Origin of the sequence: Desulfovibrio sp. ZJ369 (assembly GCF_011039085.1) — a bacterium.
Classification (GTDB): Bacteria; Desulfobacterota; Desulfovibrionia; order Desulfovibrionales; family Desulfovibrionaceae; genus Desulfovibrio.
This window is the reverse complement of sequence record NZ_JAAKEI010000015.1, coordinates 19989-35000: the sequence shown is the minus strand read 5'-3', so window position 1 is coordinate 35000 and position 15012 is coordinate 19989. Positions and strand designations below refer to the sequence as shown.

Below are 15012 nucleotides of genomic sequence, written 5' to 3'. Positions count from 1 at the left end.
ACCTGGCATATTTGTCCGACAGTGATTCGGACGGCAATGCTGTCTAACGCAGGCAGGAGGACACATGACGCGCAAGGCATCCATGAATGAAGCTTTGTTGAGCATTGCGGACATTTCCCGACATTTTTCCCTGCCGGAATCAACAACCCGCTATTATTGCAAGCGTTTTGCCGCGTTCATTCCCAGCGTCGGCGAAGGGCGCAGACGACGTTATCGCCGGGAAACGCTGGACGTGATCGCCGCCATTCTGGAGCAAATGCAAAAATCGCGCACTGCCGCCGCTGTGGAAGAAGCCCTGCAGGCCCGATTCCCCCGCAATGCGCTTGCTGTCTCCAACCCGGAAATGCCGGCGCAACACTTGCCTAATCCCGTGCCGGATTTTTTCCCCACCGCCGCTTTGCAGTTGCTGGAACGTCAAACCCTGGCCCTGGAAGGCCTTTCCGATCTCATGCGTCTGGTTGTCGAGCGGCTGCCGCTGGCCGACGCCGAGCCCGCAATGGCCGAAGACAATCTGCGCTTGCACAAAGAAGTCGAAACCTTGCGCACTCTTTTGCTTGCATCTGAAAAAAACCAGCAGGCGGATTTGGAACAATTACGCCGCTGGATGACGCGTGTCATTCAACACCGTGTCAGCGATGCGGAAGCAATCTGACGACCAGAGCATTTTCTCTTTGAAAATGCTCTGCTGACGAGAAAGCGGCAGCCGCCGCAACGCGGCGTACATTCAGGCGAAAACCGCGTTTTTCGCCTGAATGCACCTTTGACTTTCATAAAAAGTCAAAGGTAATCTGCTCTAGGACTGCCCGGAGGGTCGGCCCGCCGCGCAATGCGGATCCGCATCTTACTTTTTGGCCTGTTTGGCGGCCATGTCCACGGCGCCTTTGAACAGATCCAGCGGCAGCGCCCCGCGCACAACCAGATTGTTGACCAAAAAGTACGGCGTCCCTTCCACGCCCAGTTTTTGCGCGTCCTGCTGATCCTCAGCCAGAATTTCGCTGACTTTTTTGCCGCGAACGTCCCGCGAAAGACGCTTCATGTCCACGCCCAGACCCTGGGCGGTCTTTTTCAAAAAATCCTCGCCCTCACTGACGAGACGGTCCCGGTCAGCGAACATGGCTTTATAAAATTTCCAGGCTTTCTCTTCGTCTTGCTGCGCAATAGCCACAAAATATGCCCCGGCCTGGCCGCCCGGCCCCTTTTCATCCAGAGGCAGATTTTTAAAGACCAGACTGACGTTTTTGCCGTATTCCTTGAGCAGGGCGTCCACTGTATGCGAGGCCTGCCGGCAGAAATGGCAGGTAAAATCGGAAAAGGCCACAATCCGCACCCTGGCGTCGGGCGAGCCCAGCACTGGCCTGCCCTTCAGATGCACGCTCTTGGGCGTTTTCATATCTTCACGCCATTGCGCCTCAAGATTGTGCTGCCGCCGCAGATTGGAGCCTTGCTGCGCGATGTCCAGTACGGCTTCACTGTTCCGCCGCAAGACATCCATGACAATATCAGGATGCTCCCGCAATACTTTTTCCAGTACTTGCGGAAAGTTGTCTTCCGTTACCTGAGCGTTGGCCGTAGCTTGCCACCCGAACAAAAAACTCCCGGCTCCCAAGCTCAGCATCAGGGTTACCATCAGGGGAAAAGAAATCTTTTTGCCTTTCATTCCGCTGTACCTCATTTTGTTTACAACCACGGGCGCGTCGTGCTGCCCTTGGACTCTAGAGCAGATTACCTTTGACTTTTTATGAAAGTCAAAGGTGGCATTCAGGCGAAAAACGCGGTTTTCGCCTGAATGTACGCCGCGTTGCGGCGGCTGCCGCTTTCGCGTCAGCAGAGCATTTTCAAAGAGAAAATGCTCTAGAGCATATTGCTTTTGAAACGCTCTAAGCGGCTTTGCGCCGCAGCGTCCTCAATCTTAAAGAGAAGCTCTTCAAAATCCACTGGTTTCATTAAATACCCGAATGCGCCCTGGCTCATGGCCTGCACAGCAAGCTGCATATCGGCATGACCGGAAAGCAGGATAACTTGCGTGCCGGGCCAGCGTTCGGCTATTTGCAGCAATGCGCCCATGCCGTCAAGCCCGGGCATTTTCACGTCCATGACCACGATGGGAAAAGGCTCATGCGCCATAGCCTCAAGAGCCTCATATCCGTTGGAAGTCGTGGTGCATGTATATCCCCGGCGGCTGAGGCGCTTGGATAAAATGCGCGTAACATCTTCTTCATCATCCACCAAAAGAATTCGTGTCAGGCACATAGGCCCTCCTGCGACAAACACATCATTTTTCATGGCAAGAAAAGCGTGCGCATTCCATGCCTTGCTATGCATACCCAGTTCGCTGCTTTCAGGCAAGCAGCCTTTCACGCAGGTTCATGGGGCATGAGCCGCAGCTCCATAAAAAGTTCCGTTCAATGGCAGAATTTCGCCTTGACGCCCCTGGATCCCTCTTTTACAAACAGCATGAACGCTACGCTGCCGCTTCTTGGTAAAGACTGTTTCATGTGAAACTTTCAAAAAAAGCGCGGCCCAAGTTCACTCAAAAGCAAATGGCAAGACAGAACCAAAAGCATGCCGGAGCGAGGACAGGGAGGTAATCAATGGCGCGCATCATCTCCATCGCCAACCAAAAAGGCGGCGTGGGCAAAACCACCACAGCCATCAACCTTTCCGCGGCACTGGCTGTTATGGAAAAAAAAGTGCTGCTGGTGGACTGCGATCCGCAAGCCAACAGCACCAGCGGCATCGGCCTGAGCCTGGAAGACTTGCAGGGTGATTTGTACAGCGCCATCTACTCGCCGGACTCTATCCGGCAAAGCATCGCAAAAACCCGCACTCCTTTTCTGGATATTTTGCCGGCCAGCACCAATCTGGTGGCGGTGGAACTGGAGCTGGTGGACAAAATGGCGCGAGAGTTCTACCTGGATGAATGTCTGAAACGAATCGCCGCAGACTACGAATACATAATTTTGGATTGCCCTCCCTCATTGGGTCTGTTGACGCTCAACGCGCTTTGCGCCTCAAAAGAACTCCTGATACCGCTGCAATGTGAATTTTTTGCGCTCGAAGGCATTGTAAAACTTCTTCAAACATACGAGCAGGTCAAAAAACGGCTCAACCCGGAGTTGTCGCTGCTCGGCGTGGTGCTGACCATGTACGACATCCGTAACAGGCTCACCCGTGAAGTGAAAAATGAAGTCCGTCGCTGTTTCCCGGATCATCTCTTTGAGACCGTGATCCCTCGTAATGTCCGCCTTTCGGAAGCTCCCAGCCACGGTAAATCCATCATCCATTATGATATCAAATCCAAAGGAGCGGAAGCCTACCTGGGACTGGCCAAAGAAGTCGTCTTGCGGCGTCCTTCAAAAAAAAATACGGTATTGCCATAAAGCAATCGAACCTGCGCGTTCCGGTTTAGAGCTGTTTGCTAATGAAATTAGCTAACTGCTCTGGCGACAGCGTTAGCTGGCGCCCGCGCCGAATGAGCGTCCAGACCGCGTTCTGGACGCGAAATGATGGCAGTGAAGTGATTGAAAATGAATATTTTCAATCAAAAAATGCTTTAGTAATGAGGCGTATTGTGCTCCAAAGCCACATGATCGCGAAAATGTTTTTGTCGAATGGTTGTCTGACAGTTTTTACAATGAAAAACCAGGAGTCCCCCCAGGTTGGCGTTGACCAGCACAAAGGGATGATCCGGCGCAGTGCGCCAATCTTTGACAGACTGGCCGCAATGCGGGCAGGAAACAGCCGGACTGTAGGGATAGGCAAAATCCCAGAATTGCAAAAACTCGGCAAAACTTTCCAGCGGCTCCGGCGGCGCGGCCTCTGGTTGTGAAATGTCTGCATCTTGCAGAAAAGGCTGTACGGCATGCTCCACTTTTTTCCAGAGCGTTGCGGAAAGTTGCACGGCCTGCAGATGCCCGTCGGCATCCCGAAGATAGAAAATTTGCATTGCGTCTGACATGGTCCATCCTTAAGGTGATGCATGAAATGAGATCCGGCTGGTGATCATCTCAGGTTCCAGAACTGCGTAAAAAGCAGGCGTCGGCTCAAGCTGCGTCGTGCGTGGACGGTCTGGTGAAACAGAGAGTGGACCAGAAAAACTCCGAGCCGTGGAACAAAAACGCTGACACAGCAAAAGCAGTTCGGCCGCAACAGGATGCGAAGCGCCCGGATGCGAAAGTAACGCACGCCCGTGCCGCAAGACTGCACGGCACAGGGTGCCGCGCATGCAGGCCGCTTGTCAAGACCGGTCATTAGAGCGGTTTGCTGTTGAAAACAGCAACCGCTCTGGCGACCGCGGGAGCGAACGCCCGCGCCGAATGAGCCTGAAAACCACGCTTTTCAGGCGAAATGACGGCAGCGCCGCTTTTGAAATTGAATAATTTCAAAAGCAAAATGCTCTAAGGAGGAAGCATGAGCAATATACAGAAAGGATTGGGTCGAGGTCTGGATGCCCTGTTCAGCGGTTCCGGCTCACAGCGCCAGCAAGGCGGCGAGATAAGCCTGCTGCCGGTTGCGGCCCTGCATCCCAATCCGAGCCAGCCCCGGCAGCATTTTGACGCCGAAGCCTTACAGGAGCTGGCCGACTCCATTAAGGCGCAGGGGATCATCCAACCCCTGCTGGTGCGTCCTCAGGGCGACGGCGGCAGCTATCAAATCGTGGCCGGCGAACGCCGTTGGCGAGCCGCCCGGCTTGCCGGGCTTGCACAGGTGCCGGTGTTCGTGCGCGCTCTGAGCGATAAAGAAGTCATGGCCGCTGCGCTGATTGAAAATCTGCAGCGCGAGGATTTAAATCCCATTGAAGAAGCCTTGGCCTTGCAAAGTTTGCGAGAGACCCTGGGACTGACGCAGGAAGAAGTGGCCGCCCGTCTTGGCAAAAGCCGTCCGGCCGTGGCCAACAGCTTGCGATTGCTGCAACTGAGCCCGGCCGCCAGAGAGGATCTTCAGGCGGGACGGATCAGCGCGGGGCATGCCCGCTGCCTTCTGGGCATTGATATGGCCGAAGCGGCTGATGCCTTGCGTCAACGCATTCTCAGCCACAGCCTGACCGTGCGCCAGGCGGAAGAAGCCGTGGCTCACTGGCGCAGCGCCCATACTCTGCCCTGGCAAGAGCAGGCGGAAAGTGAAAAGACGGCGGCGCGCCCCAAAGCCGGAAGCGGCCGCAAAAAAACGCCGCAACTGCTCAACCTGCAAAAAAATCTCAGTCAAAAGCTTGCCTGCAAGGCCACCATAAGCGGGGATGAGCATACAGGGCGGATCAATCTGTCGTACGCCAGTCATGATGAGCTGCAAACATTGCTTGAGCGGCTTGGCGTAGGTTTGCCCGAGGCCTAGCCGCCGCGGGAAGGCCCGCACACATGCGGAAGCAATGACAGCCACGGCTGCCAGACTTACAGGGACGGCAACAGAGAAAGCGCGCTGCGGGGGCAACTGCGCCTGGCCCGGCGTGGCTTCAGCCGCCGCCTGAAGTTGGGCGACGGGCATGTGCCGGGGGCAGATCCATCTCAAATTCGGACCAGAAGCGCCCCATACATGCCCTCAAGCCAAGGATGCTCATGAGGGGTCTGCCACTGCCGCACTGCCCGGAGTTCAGGCCGCATGCCAAGCAGGCGCTCAACAACCTGCTCATTTTCCTGCGGGTTAAGGGTGCAGGTGAGATAGGCCAGTTCCTGACCCGGCACAAGACGGGAAGCAAGCGCGTGAAGCAGACGAAGCTGCAAATCCGCAAGTTGCGCAAGCTGTTGCGGTCCCCGCCGATCCCCGCGTCTGATGTCAGGGCGGCGGGCCAGCACGCCCAGGCCGCTGCACGGCGCATCCACAAGAATCGGGCCGGGCCAGCGGGCCAGTGGCGGTTTTTCCGCATCAGCCAGGCACACGCCCGGCACGGGCAGGCGCAAGCGACGGCAGAGCTCAGGCAAATGCCGCAAGCGCGCAAAAGCACAATCGGAACTTAGGGCCACCGTAACGCCGCGCTCAAGCAAGGCCGCGCTTTTTCCCCCATAGCCCGCGCAGGCATCCCACACCGGGCCTTGCCAGCGGGTCAGGCCCAGTTCATGCAGCACTACCTGAGAACCGGCCGACTGAAAGGACAGAGCGCCCTGCTCCTGCCAAAGCGCCATGCTTTGGCCCAGCGCGGCTTGAGGCACTGCCCCGGGCGCAAAAGCCACGCCCCACTCCCCTGCCGCGGCGCTGCCCTCACAGGCCAGCAAAGCAGCGCGCAGGGCCAGGGCCGAAATATGCCGGGCATTGACGCGAACCGCGCTCCGCGGGCGTTCAAAGGAGCGGCGCATCAAGGCCAGAGCAGCCTCGCGGCCATAGGCGGACAGCCAGATGTCTGCAAGCCATACAGGCAGGCTGTAATAGCGACAGAGCGCTTCCCAGTGGGTCCGCGCGCTGCCTTTGCCTTTGCTTGCGTAAAATTCCGGCAGGAGCACGTCCCTGCCCAAACGCTGCACTGAGCGCAATGCGCCGTTGGCGACTCCGGACAGCTTCCGCCCGAAAAGGCGATGCGCAAGCTCCACGGCGCTGTGCACTGCCGCGTGATCCGGCACGCGCTCCTGAAAAAGCAGGGCATACACTGCCTGATGGAGAAGAAGCAGCAAAGGCCGGGGAAGCCGCTGCGGGTTTGGCAAAACCCTGGCCAGAATATGCGTCAGGCGAAGTTCCGCGCGCAAACAACCGTAAACCAGTTCAGCGCAAAGATGCCGATCCTGCGCGGCAAGTTCCCTGCTGTCCGGCCCGGCACGCAGAACCTCGGCAAGGGCCTCTTGCGCGGTGCGCCCGGCCTCGACCAGCATGATCGCCGCCAGGGCGGAGACGCGGCCCGACGCAGGCAGTTTTTCCAAGGCGCGCAGCACGGCGCGGGTCTGACCGGATGCCGTCGGATGCGGTTGGCGGGACGCTGCGGCGGGCATCAGCGGGGCCCTGCTGGCGGCAAAGGTTTTTCCTCCGGCCGCTGCAAAAAGAGCCGGAGCATGGCCTTCAGATGCTCCAGGGGCACAAGCGTGTCCAGACAGGGGCCGCAGGGCCGTTCGTTAAGCACGCCGAAAACCGGCAGAGGATAACTGTCCTGAATGCCGGAGGCCAGATCGCGCTCACAGGCAACGGCCACAATGCAGCGGGGCTTGATTTCAACCACAATGCGCCGGGCTATGGTTCCGCCGCTGGCAATGGCCAGCCGGATGCCCAAGGTATCGCGCAGATCGAGCAAGGCGCCTACCGGGCAACGGCCGCAGCGCTCGCACAACTCCACATTGTGCGTCAAACGCCGGGGGCAGGCGCTGCGCTGCACGCAATGCGGCAGGAGCAAAAGCAGATCCCGGGGCGCGACAGGCTTGCGATCCGCCAGAACAAGCTCATTATTGACCTTCACAAAGGAGCGGCGCACCGTTCTGCGATCCAGACCCAGGGCCCTGGCCAGCAATTCCATAAGGGGGAAAAACAAACGAATGGTCACATGCCGCACGCCGCGCACGCCCGGCAGCCGCAGCCCGGTATAGATATGAAAAACCAGGGTCAGGCACATCCAGGTCAGAACAACAATGCCGCCAATGCCCACGCCCATGCTGATCAGCGGCAACCAGCTCATGCCTGCGCCAAACGAGGACCAGGGAAGGATCAGAAAAAAGCAGAGCGCCAGGCAGAGCAAAACGCAGGAGGCCAGCATCAGACCGATGAAAAGCCGCTTGCGCGCGCCGCCGTACTGGTCGGGCGGCAGGGAATGGGGAGATTTGCGCAACAACATACGGCCTCGCAGCAAATTCCGGGTGAGATGAGAGCATGGCGCTAAATAGAAAAAAAGGGCGCACAACGCCCGCTGCAATCCGTCAGACAAACGCCCTTAGAGCGGTTTGCTGTTGAAAACGGCAACCGCTCTAATCAACCGGCAGAGCCGAAGCGCAAATTCCTTCGGGGAGCCCGCGCAAAAAACCGTTCACAAAATCCAGTGCCGGCATATCCTTGCGCCCTTGCGGTCGGACCGAAGACAGGCGATACCAGCGATCCGCGCAGGCCACGCTCAGGCCGTCAGGGCCGCGGCGCATCAGGCCCGGCGCTTCTCCGCTCAGAGGCTTACCCACGGTTCCGGGCGACAAAAGCAGCACAACAGGCTCTTCCCGGCCCGGAAAGGCGAAACGCGCCCGCGCGCCCGGCCAGGGCGTAACCGCGCGGATCTGCGCATGAACCGCCGCTGCCGGCCGATCCCAGACAATGGCGCCGTCCTGTTTGCCGATCTTGGGCGCATAGCTGGCCAATGATTCATCCTGCTCTTTGGCTCGTGCCGTGCCGGACACGATCCTGTCCAGAACGCCGAGCAGGGCCTGCGCCCCCAGGTCGGCCAGAGCGTCGTGCAGGCTGCCGGCCGTGTGCTCGCCAATGGGTATGGCGGCCTCGGCATAGACCGGCCCGGCGTCCAGACGGCTGACGATGCGCATGATCGAAACCCCGGTCCGCGCGTTATCCTGCCAATTTTCCAGTATGGCGCGCGGTATGGGAGCAGCCCCGCGATAGCGCGGCAAGAGCGAGGCGTGCACATTGATCGGGGCAAGCCGCGGCACGGCAAGCACCGGATCCGGCAGGATCAGGCCATAGGCCGCCACCACCAGCAGGTCGGGCGCAAAGGCCGCCAGCTCTGCCTGAGCCTCCGGGCGCGTGAGGCTTTGCGGCTGCAAAACGGGAAAGCCGAGCTTTTGCGCCAGCAGTTTGACCGGCGCGGGCCTGAGTTTGTGACCCCGCCCGGCCGGCCGATCCGGCTGCGTGTAGACGGCAAGGATCTCCCCGCGCGGCCAGTGCGCAAGCCTGTCCAGAATGGCCGCCGCAAAATCCGGCGTGCCCATGAAGACTATGCGACTTTTTTGCGCCTGAGCCATTTCTTTACCTTGCTGTCATACATGGTGCGCCGCAAGCGGCTGATGCGGTCAATGAACAATATCCCGTCCAGATGATCCGCCTCATGCTGGATCACAATGGCCGGAAAACCCGTCAGCTCCTCCTCAATGAGCTTGCCGTCCAGATCCCTTGCCCGAAGAAGAACACGACTTTTGCGCAGCACGTCGGCACGGTAATTCAGCGGCACGGAAAGGCAGCCCTCCTGCTCACTGAGCAGATCCTCGCCGCTGAGGGTCAGTTCGGGATTGATCAGGACGCGGGGGCGTTTTTCGGCATCCTGGGCCGCAGGATCCATAACCAGCAGACGCATGTTGCGCCCGACCTGGGGCGCGGCCAGACCAACCCCTGGCGCGGCGTACATGGTTTCCAGCATATCGGCGGCCAGGCGGCGGATCTCGTCGCTTATCTCCGCAACAGGTTCGCACTTCTGTTGCAGACGGGGATCAGGATAGGTGACAATATCAAGAATCATGCGCCCTTCCTTGCGCTACGCCTGCACTGGATCGCTGCCGGGCCGGGCTTTGGCCCCGCTGCCGGCTTCTGGCTCCCTGGCGGGCTGCTCGCGCAGACGCAGCCCCAGTTCGCGCAATTGCCTGGCCGCCACGGGCGCGGGCGCTTCGGTCAGCAGGCAGGTGGCTTTCTGCGTTTTGGGAAAAGCTATCACATCGCGGATGCTGGAGGCTCCCGCCAAGAGCATGACCAAACGATCCAAACCAAAGGCAAGGCCGCCGTGCGGCGGCGCGCCCTGTTCCAGGGCCTGAAGCAAAAAGCCGAACTGACTTTCGGCCTGTTCCGGCGTAAAGCCCAGGGCTTCAAACATGCGCCGTTGCGTTTCGCCGGAATGGATGCGAATGGAACCGCCGCCCACCTCGCTGCCGTTGAGCACCATATCGTAGGCCCGGGCTTTGGCCCGGGAAGGATCGCTGCGCATCAATTCCAGATGACCCGGCGCGGGTGCGGTAAAGGGGTGATGGCAGGCCACATAGCGCTTTTCTTCCTGATCATACTCATAGAGCGGAAAGTCCGTGACCCAGAGAAAATTGAAGCTGTTTTTGGGAATCAGGTCAAGGTGTTCGGCCAGATGCACGCGCAGATTGCCCAGGGCCGCATTGACCATTTCCGGCTCCCCGGCCTGGAAAAAGACAATATCGCCTGCTGTCAGATCCAGGGCTTGCGCAATGCCGTTGCGCTCGGCCTCGGACAAAAACTTGGCAATGGGCGATTGCCATTCCGCGGGTTTAATCTTGATCCAGGCCAGCCCCTGCGCGCCGTAAATTTTCACAAATTCGGTGAAGGCGTCGATTTCCTTGCGGGTCAGGGATTCGCCGCCCGGCACCTTCATGGCCTTGACAAGCCGGGCCGTGGCAAAAAGCTTGAAGCCGGAGTTGCGCACAATGTCCGTAATATCCACAAGTTCAAGGCCAAAGCGGGTATCCGGCTTGTCCACACCATAACGCCGCATGGCTTCGTCCCAGGACATGCGCGGGAAGGGCAGCGGAAGATCCCGATCCATGACCTCCCTGAACACGCGGGCCATCAGGCCTTCGGCTATGCTCATGACCTGGTTTTCGTCGGCAAAGCTCATTTCCAAATCAATCTGCGTGAATTCAGGCTGGCGATCCGCGCGCAGGTCTTCGTCGCGGAAGCAGCGCACCACCTGAAAATAGCGATCCAGGCCGGCCACCATCAGCAGTTGCTTGAAAAGCTGGGGAGACTGGGGCAGGGCGTAAAACTCGCCGGGATTCAGACGGCTGGGCACCAGAAAGTCGCGCGCGCCCTCGGGCGTGGATTTGGTGAGCACCGGGGTTTCCACTTCCACAAAACCGCCCTCATCCAGATAACGGCGCACGCTCTGGGTGACCTTGTGACGCAGACGCAGATTAGCCTGCATGCGGGGGCGGCGCAAATCCAGATAACGCCAGGCCAGACGCAGATTTTCACCGGCTTCGCAGCGGTCTTCAATGGCAAAGGGCGGCGTTTTGGAGGTATTCAGGAGCTTCCACTCATGGGCCACCACTTCAATGGCCCCGGTGACCATATTTGCATTGACCATGCCCTCAGGCCTGGGGCGCACCTTGCCCCTGACCGCCAGCACATACTCGGAACGCAGGATGTGCGCGTTTTCATGCGCCGCGGGCGCAATATCCGGGCTGAAGACCACCTGGGTCAGGCCCTCGCGGTCGCGCAAATCCACAAAAATCAAGCCCCCGTGGTCGCGCCGGTACTGCACCCAGCCCATCAGGCAGACCTCCGCGCCGTTTTCGGCCAGGGTCAGCTCCCCGCAATTGTGGCTGCGCTGCCAGCCGCCCAGATCTTCAATGAATTTCCGGTGTTCCTGCTGTACATCCTGCGTTTGTTCAGTCATTGCTCTTCCCGTTGACAAGATAATGGATGGCGTCGGCCTGCGGCATGCCCGTCTGCTCGCCGTTGTTCAGATTTTTCACTGTCACCGCGCCTTGCGCCGCTTCATCCGGCCCGATGATCAGGCAAAAACGCGCGCCGGACTTGCCGGCCTGACGCATCCGGCTTTTAAAGCCCGCCGTACTGAAATTCATTTCCCCGGCCAGGCCCTGCGCCCGCAACTTCCGCGCCAGGGCAAAAGCCTGCGCCTGCCCGCTTTCATCCAGGGCCAGCACATAAAAATCCAAACCACGGGCCGGGGCCCCGCCCAGAAGCAACGCCAGCCGCTCCATGCCGCAGGCAAAGCCCACGCCGGGCACATCCGGCCCGCCCAGACTTTTGACAAGGCCATCATAACGGCCGCCGCCGGCCACGGCCGACTGCGCGCCGATGTTCCCGCTTACCACCTCAAAGGTGGTTCGGCAATAGTAATCAAGGCCGCGCACCAGACGGTGATCCAGCTCCAGGGGCAGATCTTCGGCACGCAGCAGGCCGAGCACGGTCTCAAAATGGGCTTTGCACTCCGGGCAAATGTACTCCAGAAGTTTGGGCGCATTGTCGGTGAGCGCACGGCAGCCCGGCTGCTTGCAGTCCAACACGCGCAAGGGATTGCTTTCCGCGCGGCGGGCGCAGTCCGGGCAAAGCCCGGCCGGATCCACGCTGCGCAGATAGTCCAGCAAAGCCTGCGTGAAGCGCGGGCGACACGCGGCACAGCCCAGGGAATTCAGTTTAAGGGTCAGCTCCCTCAGCCCCAGAGCGCCCAGAAAAGACATCAGCATGCCGATCAATTCGGCATCCGCCAGGGGGCTCTGTGTGCCCAGACATTCGCAGTTGATCTGATGAAACTGGCGCATGCGGCCCTTCTGCGGCCGCTCATAGCGGAACATGGGCCCGGTGGTGAACAGGCGGCTTACCGGCTCGCGGGCGTGCAGGCCGCTTTCGATATAGGCCCGCATGACCCCGGCCGTGGCCTCGGGACGCAGGGTCAGGGAGCGCCCCTTGCGGTCGGGAAAGGTATACATTTCCTTTTGCACCACATCGGTTTCCGCGCCGATGGAGCGCTGGAAAAGCTCGGTATACTCCACAAGCGGCGTGCGCAATTCCACAAAACCGTAACGGCCGAAAATTTCCCGCGCGCAATTTTCCATGCGCGTGAAATTGTCGCTCTCCGGCGGAAACATGTCCGCAAAACCTTTACTGCGCGTATAACCTGTGCTGCTCATACTGTCCTCTGCTGCCGCGACCGGTTCCGGAGCCGGGTCGGCCTCTATCGTGGAAGCGCGCGGGCGTCAAGTTGCCCGGAAGAAAGCAATGCGCGGGAAGCCGGAGCCCGCTCGGAAAAGACCTTCCCTGCCCCGCGCGGCATCACGCCACATTGCTTGGCTGCTGTCCCTCCAGGCGGTACTTGCCGCACTCGCCGCAGGGCACGGGGTATTCACCCGTGAAGCAGGCCAGACAATAACTGTCCGAATGCATGACCGAACGCAGCAAGCCGTCAATGCTCAGATAATGCAGGGAATCCACATCCAGGCGGCTGACGATCTCCGGCAGGCTGCACTGGGCCGCGATAAGCTCGCCGCGCGAGGAAAAATCAATGCCGTAATGGCAGGGATATTTCACCGGCGGGCAGGAAATGCGGATATGCACTTCTTTGGCGCCCAGTTCGCGCAGCTTTTTGACCCGGGTGATCATGGTCGTGCCGCGCACAATGGAATCATCCACAATACAGATTTTCTTGCCCTGGATCATGGCCCGCACCGGGTTGATCTTCACGCGCACGCCGAAATTGCGCATGCTCTGCGTCGGTTGGATAAAGGTGCGGCCCACATAATGATTGCGTATCATGGCATGTTCGTAAGGCAGCTCCGCGCATTGGGCAAAGCCCACGGCCGAGTAAACGCCCGAATCCGGAAAAGGCAGCACAAAATCCACATCCGGCGTGGATTCATGCGCCAGTTGCCAGCCCATCTGCTTGCGGCAGAGATAGACCTGCTCGTTGAAGACATAGGAATCGGGCCGGGCGAAATAGACCAGTTCAAAAATGCACTGGCGCGGTTTTTGCGGCAGCGGCCCGCGGAGTTGCTCGCTGCGCTCGCCTTTTTCATCCACAATGATCATTTCGCCGGGTTCCACCGAGCGTTCGTATTCGGCTTCCAGCAGATCAAAGGCGCAGGTCTCGGACGCGAAGACCGGCCTGCCGTCCAGACGGCCCAGAGCCAGCGGATGAAAGCCAAAGGGATCGCGCACGGCAATCAGGGTCGAGTCGGCCAGCACAAGGAGGCAATAGGCCCCGCGCACGCGGGAGCAGGCTTCGCGCAGGGCTTCGGGCAGGCTGTTCCGGCGCAGGGAGCGCACCAGAAGATGTATGAAGATTTCCGTATCGTTGCCTGTGGAAAAGATGGCCCCTTCGTTTTCCAGCTCCGCGCGCAACTCGGCGGCGTTGACCAGATTTCCGTTGTGGGCCAGCACGATGTCCCGGCCCTTGTAGCGGGCCAGAAAAGGCTGAGCGTTACAGCTTGAGGATCGCCCGGTGGTGGAATAACGCACATGCCCCACGGCGATCCGGCCGGGAAGCGCGCGCAAAATGTTTTCCGAAAAAACATCGGGCACCAGACCCATGCCCTTGTGCTCGTGCACGCCGTCCGTATTCAGGGTGACGATGCCGGCGCTTTCCTGACCCCTGTGCTGCTGGGCGTAGAGACCGAAATAAGCCAGGCGGGCAGCATCCTCATGATCGTAAATACCGAAAAGACCGCATTCATGCCGAATCATGTCAGCTCAACCTCAACCGCCGCGCGGCGGTCTATTGTTTCAATTTTTTGCGCAAATGCGCAATGCGATTATCAATAACCGCGGGATTGGGATAATCGTCACGCGCCAGTTCAAACTGTTTGAGCGCCTCCTTTTTCTGCCCCAGTTGTTCCAGCGCATCGGCCAGCAGATACCCGGCCAGCCCGCGCACGTTCACATCCGGCTCGCTGTCCAGGATCTGCTGGGAGAGATCCGCCACTTCCTGCCAGCGCTCACGGGCCATGTTCTGATCCGCCAGATCATACATGCACATGATCTTGTCATGATCCGGCAACGGCAACGCCAGGCATTGCTGCAACGCTTCCTCCCCGGCTTCAAAGCGCCGCAGGCTGAACTGCGTGCCCGCCAGATGCCTGTACGCCTCCACGGTTTCCGGCGCAGTCAGGCCGGCCAGCCCGATATAGGCGCTCCAGGCGTCGGCGGCATGTTCGTAATGCCGCAGATTTTCATGAAGCTCGCCGATGCGCTTGAGAATGACCTTGTTCCGGGCGTCGTTGTCCGCAAACTCCTCCAGCATGGCTTCCAGATATTCCAGGCTTGCGCGGGGCTCCACGCCTGAGAAGTTGATGACGGTCAGCAGTTGTTGCCAGGCCTCCCAGCGTTTGTCCGGCTTCTGCTCTTCGCGCAGATAACGCTCCAGCAGGCGTTCGGCCAGGGGCCAGTCCCGCTTGCCCACGGCCGCGCGTGCGGCTTCAAGATCGTCGCTGATCAGGGAGTCCTGACTGCACGCCCCGACAAAAGCTGCCAGGACCAGAGAGCAACAAAGCGCGACAAGCCGCCATGCGGCCGCGGGCCGCCTGTTCCGGGAATGTTGTTGTGTCGCCCGCAAAGGACCCAGTCCCAAAGGCTGCGCGGATTCTGGCAGAATATGCGGCTTGCGGCACAACAGGATCTTTGAAATGCCGAACATTTCAAAGA

At 59.5% G+C, this 15012-nt stretch carries 14 protein-coding genes; 3 read left to right on the top strand and 11 right to left on the bottom strand.

Annotated elements, in window-relative coordinates; genetic code table 11:
• Nucleotides 1-64 precede the first annotated feature (64 nt).
• Nucleotides 65-652, top strand: a complete 588-nt coding sequence (locus tag G7Y51_RS06995) for a MerR family transcriptional regulator (RefSeq protein ID WP_165175909.1) — start codon at nt 65-67, stop codon at nt 650-652.
• Between the two features lie 189 nt (nt 653-841).
• On the opposite strand, the gene G7Y51_RS06990 is transcribed toward G7Y51_RS06995, so the two are convergent.
• Nucleotides 842-1657 carry a thioredoxin domain-containing protein gene (locus tag G7Y51_RS06990; RefSeq protein ID WP_241160164.1) on the bottom strand — a complete coding sequence of 272 codons (816 nt, stop codon included), beginning with the start codon at nt 1655-1657 and terminating at the stop codon, nt 842-844.
• A 194-nt stretch (nt 1658-1851) separates the two neighbouring features.
• A complete protein-coding gene (locus G7Y51_RS06985) occupies nt 1852-2358 on the bottom strand; it encodes a response regulator (protein WP_346773694.1) in 507 nt (168 codons plus the stop codon).
• Nucleotides 2359-2591: 233 nt separating this feature from the next.
• Between G7Y51_RS06985 and G7Y51_RS06980 the strand changes: the two genes are divergently transcribed.
• Nucleotides 2592-3380, top strand: coding sequence for a ParA family protein (locus G7Y51_RS06980; RefSeq protein ID WP_165068899.1), 789 nt, complete (start codon nt 2592-2594; stop codon nt 3378-3380).
• Nucleotides 3381-3553: 173 nt separating this feature from the next.
• Here G7Y51_RS06980 and G7Y51_RS06975 read toward each other — a convergent pair whose 3' ends face one another.
• Nucleotides 3554-3958, bottom strand: coding sequence for a hypothetical protein (locus G7Y51_RS06975; RefSeq protein WP_165175905.1), 405 nt, complete (start codon nt 3956-3958; stop codon nt 3554-3556).
• Between the two features lie 452 nt (nt 3959-4410).
• On the opposite strand from G7Y51_RS06975, the gene G7Y51_RS06970 reads away from it, so the two are divergent.
• On the top strand, nt 4411-5331 hold the full coding sequence (locus G7Y51_RS06970) for a ParB/RepB/Spo0J family partition protein (RefSeq protein WP_165175903.1): 921 nt from the start codon (nt 4411-4413) through the stop codon (nt 5329-5331).
• 170 nt (nt 5332-5501) lie between these two features.
• On the opposite strand, the gene G7Y51_RS06965 is transcribed toward G7Y51_RS06970, so the two are convergent.
• The 8 genes from G7Y51_RS06965 to G7Y51_RS06930 all read right to left on the bottom strand — a co-directional run bounded on the left by G7Y51_RS06965 (nt 5502) and on the right by G7Y51_RS06930 (nt 15004).
• Nucleotides 5502-6911, bottom strand: a complete 1410-nt coding sequence (locus G7Y51_RS06965; protein WP_165175902.1) for a transcription antitermination factor NusB — start codon at nt 6909-6911, stop codon at nt 5502-5504.
• Complete coding sequence (locus tag G7Y51_RS06960; RefSeq protein ID WP_165175900.1) at nt 6911-7741, bottom strand: DUF116 domain-containing protein; 831 nt, start codon at nt 7739-7741, stop codon at nt 6911-6913. Before G7Y51_RS06960 ends, G7Y51_RS06965 begins: the two co-directional genes overlap by 1 nt.
• A gap of 130 nt (nt 7742-7871) precedes the next feature.
• Nucleotides 7872-8864, bottom strand: a complete 993-nt coding sequence (fmt, locus tag G7Y51_RS06955) for a methionyl-tRNA formyltransferase (RefSeq protein WP_165175898.1) — start codon at nt 8862-8864, stop codon at nt 7872-7874.
• Entirely contained in the window at nt 8837-9355 is a 519-nt protein-coding gene (gene def, locus G7Y51_RS06950; RefSeq protein ID WP_165175896.1) for a peptide deformylase, read from the bottom strand. The genes fmt and def overlap by 28 nt, the downstream gene beginning before the upstream one ends.
• Nucleotides 9356-9370: 15 nt before the next feature.
• The gene (gene aspS / locus G7Y51_RS06945) at nt 9371-11248 is read right to left on the bottom strand and encodes an aspartate--tRNA ligase (RefSeq protein ID WP_165175894.1); all 1878 of its coding nucleotides are present in this window, start codon (nt 11246-11248) and stop codon (nt 9371-9373) included.
• Nucleotides 11241-12506, bottom strand: a complete 1266-nt coding sequence (hisS, locus tag G7Y51_RS06940) for a histidine--tRNA ligase (RefSeq protein WP_165175892.1) — start codon at nt 12504-12506, stop codon at nt 11241-11243. Before hisS ends, aspS begins: the two co-directional genes overlap by 8 nt.
• Nucleotides 12507-12648: 142 nt before the next feature.
• Entirely contained in the window at nt 12649-14055 is a 1407-nt protein-coding gene (purF, locus tag G7Y51_RS06935) for an amidophosphoribosyltransferase (protein WP_165175890.1), read from the bottom strand.
• Between the two features lie 31 nt (nt 14056-14086).
• Entirely contained in the window at nt 14087-15004 is a 918-nt protein-coding gene (locus G7Y51_RS06930) for a hypothetical protein (RefSeq protein WP_241160163.1), read from the bottom strand.
• Nucleotides 15005-15012 lie beyond the last annotated feature (8 nt).

Coding starts and splice junctions, on each gene's coding strand:
- G7Y51_RS06960 (WP_165175900.1), bottom strand. CDS start 7,741: ATGTTGTTGCGCAAATCTCCCCATTCCCTGCCGCCCGACCAGTACGGC.
- G7Y51_RS06930 (WP_241160163.1), bottom strand. CDS start 15,004: ATGTTCGGCATTTCAAAGATCCTGTTGTGCCGCAAGCCGCATATTCTG.
- fmt (WP_165175898.1), bottom strand. CDS start 8,864: ATGGCTCAGGCGCAAAAAAGTCGCATAGTCTTCATGGGCACGCCGGAT.
- hisS (WP_165175892.1), bottom strand. CDS start 12,506: ATGAGCAGCACAGGTTATACGCGCAGTAAAGGTTTTGCGGACATGTTT.
- G7Y51_RS06990 (WP_241160164.1), bottom strand. CDS start 1,657: ATGAAAGGCAAAAAGATTTCTTTTCCCCTGATGGTAACCCTGATGCTG.
- G7Y51_RS06995 (WP_165175909.1), top strand. CDS start 65: ATGACGCGCAAGGCATCCATGAATGAAGCTTTGTTGAGCATTGCGGAC.
- G7Y51_RS06965 (WP_165175902.1), bottom strand. CDS start 6,911: ATGCCCGCCGCAGCGTCCCGCCAACCGCATCCGACGGCATCCGGTCAG.
- G7Y51_RS06970 (WP_165175903.1), top strand. CDS start 4,411: ATGAGCAATATACAGAAAGGATTGGGTCGAGGTCTGGATGCCCTGTTC.
- G7Y51_RS06975 (WP_165175905.1), bottom strand. CDS start 3,958: ATGTCAGACGCAATGCAAATTTTCTATCTTCGGGATGCCGACGGGCAT.
- def (WP_165175896.1), bottom strand. CDS start 9,355: ATGATTCTTGATATTGTCACCTATCCTGATCCCCGTCTGCAACAGAAG.
- purF (WP_165175890.1), bottom strand. CDS start 14,055: ATGATTCGGCATGAATGCGGTCTTTTCGGTATTTACGATCATGAGGAT.
- G7Y51_RS06980 (WP_165068899.1), top strand. CDS start 2,592: ATGGCGCGCATCATCTCCATCGCCAACCAAAAAGGCGGCGTGGGCAAA.
- aspS (WP_165175894.1), bottom strand. CDS start 11,248: ATGACTGAACAAACGCAGGATGTACAGCAGGAACACCGGAAATTCATT.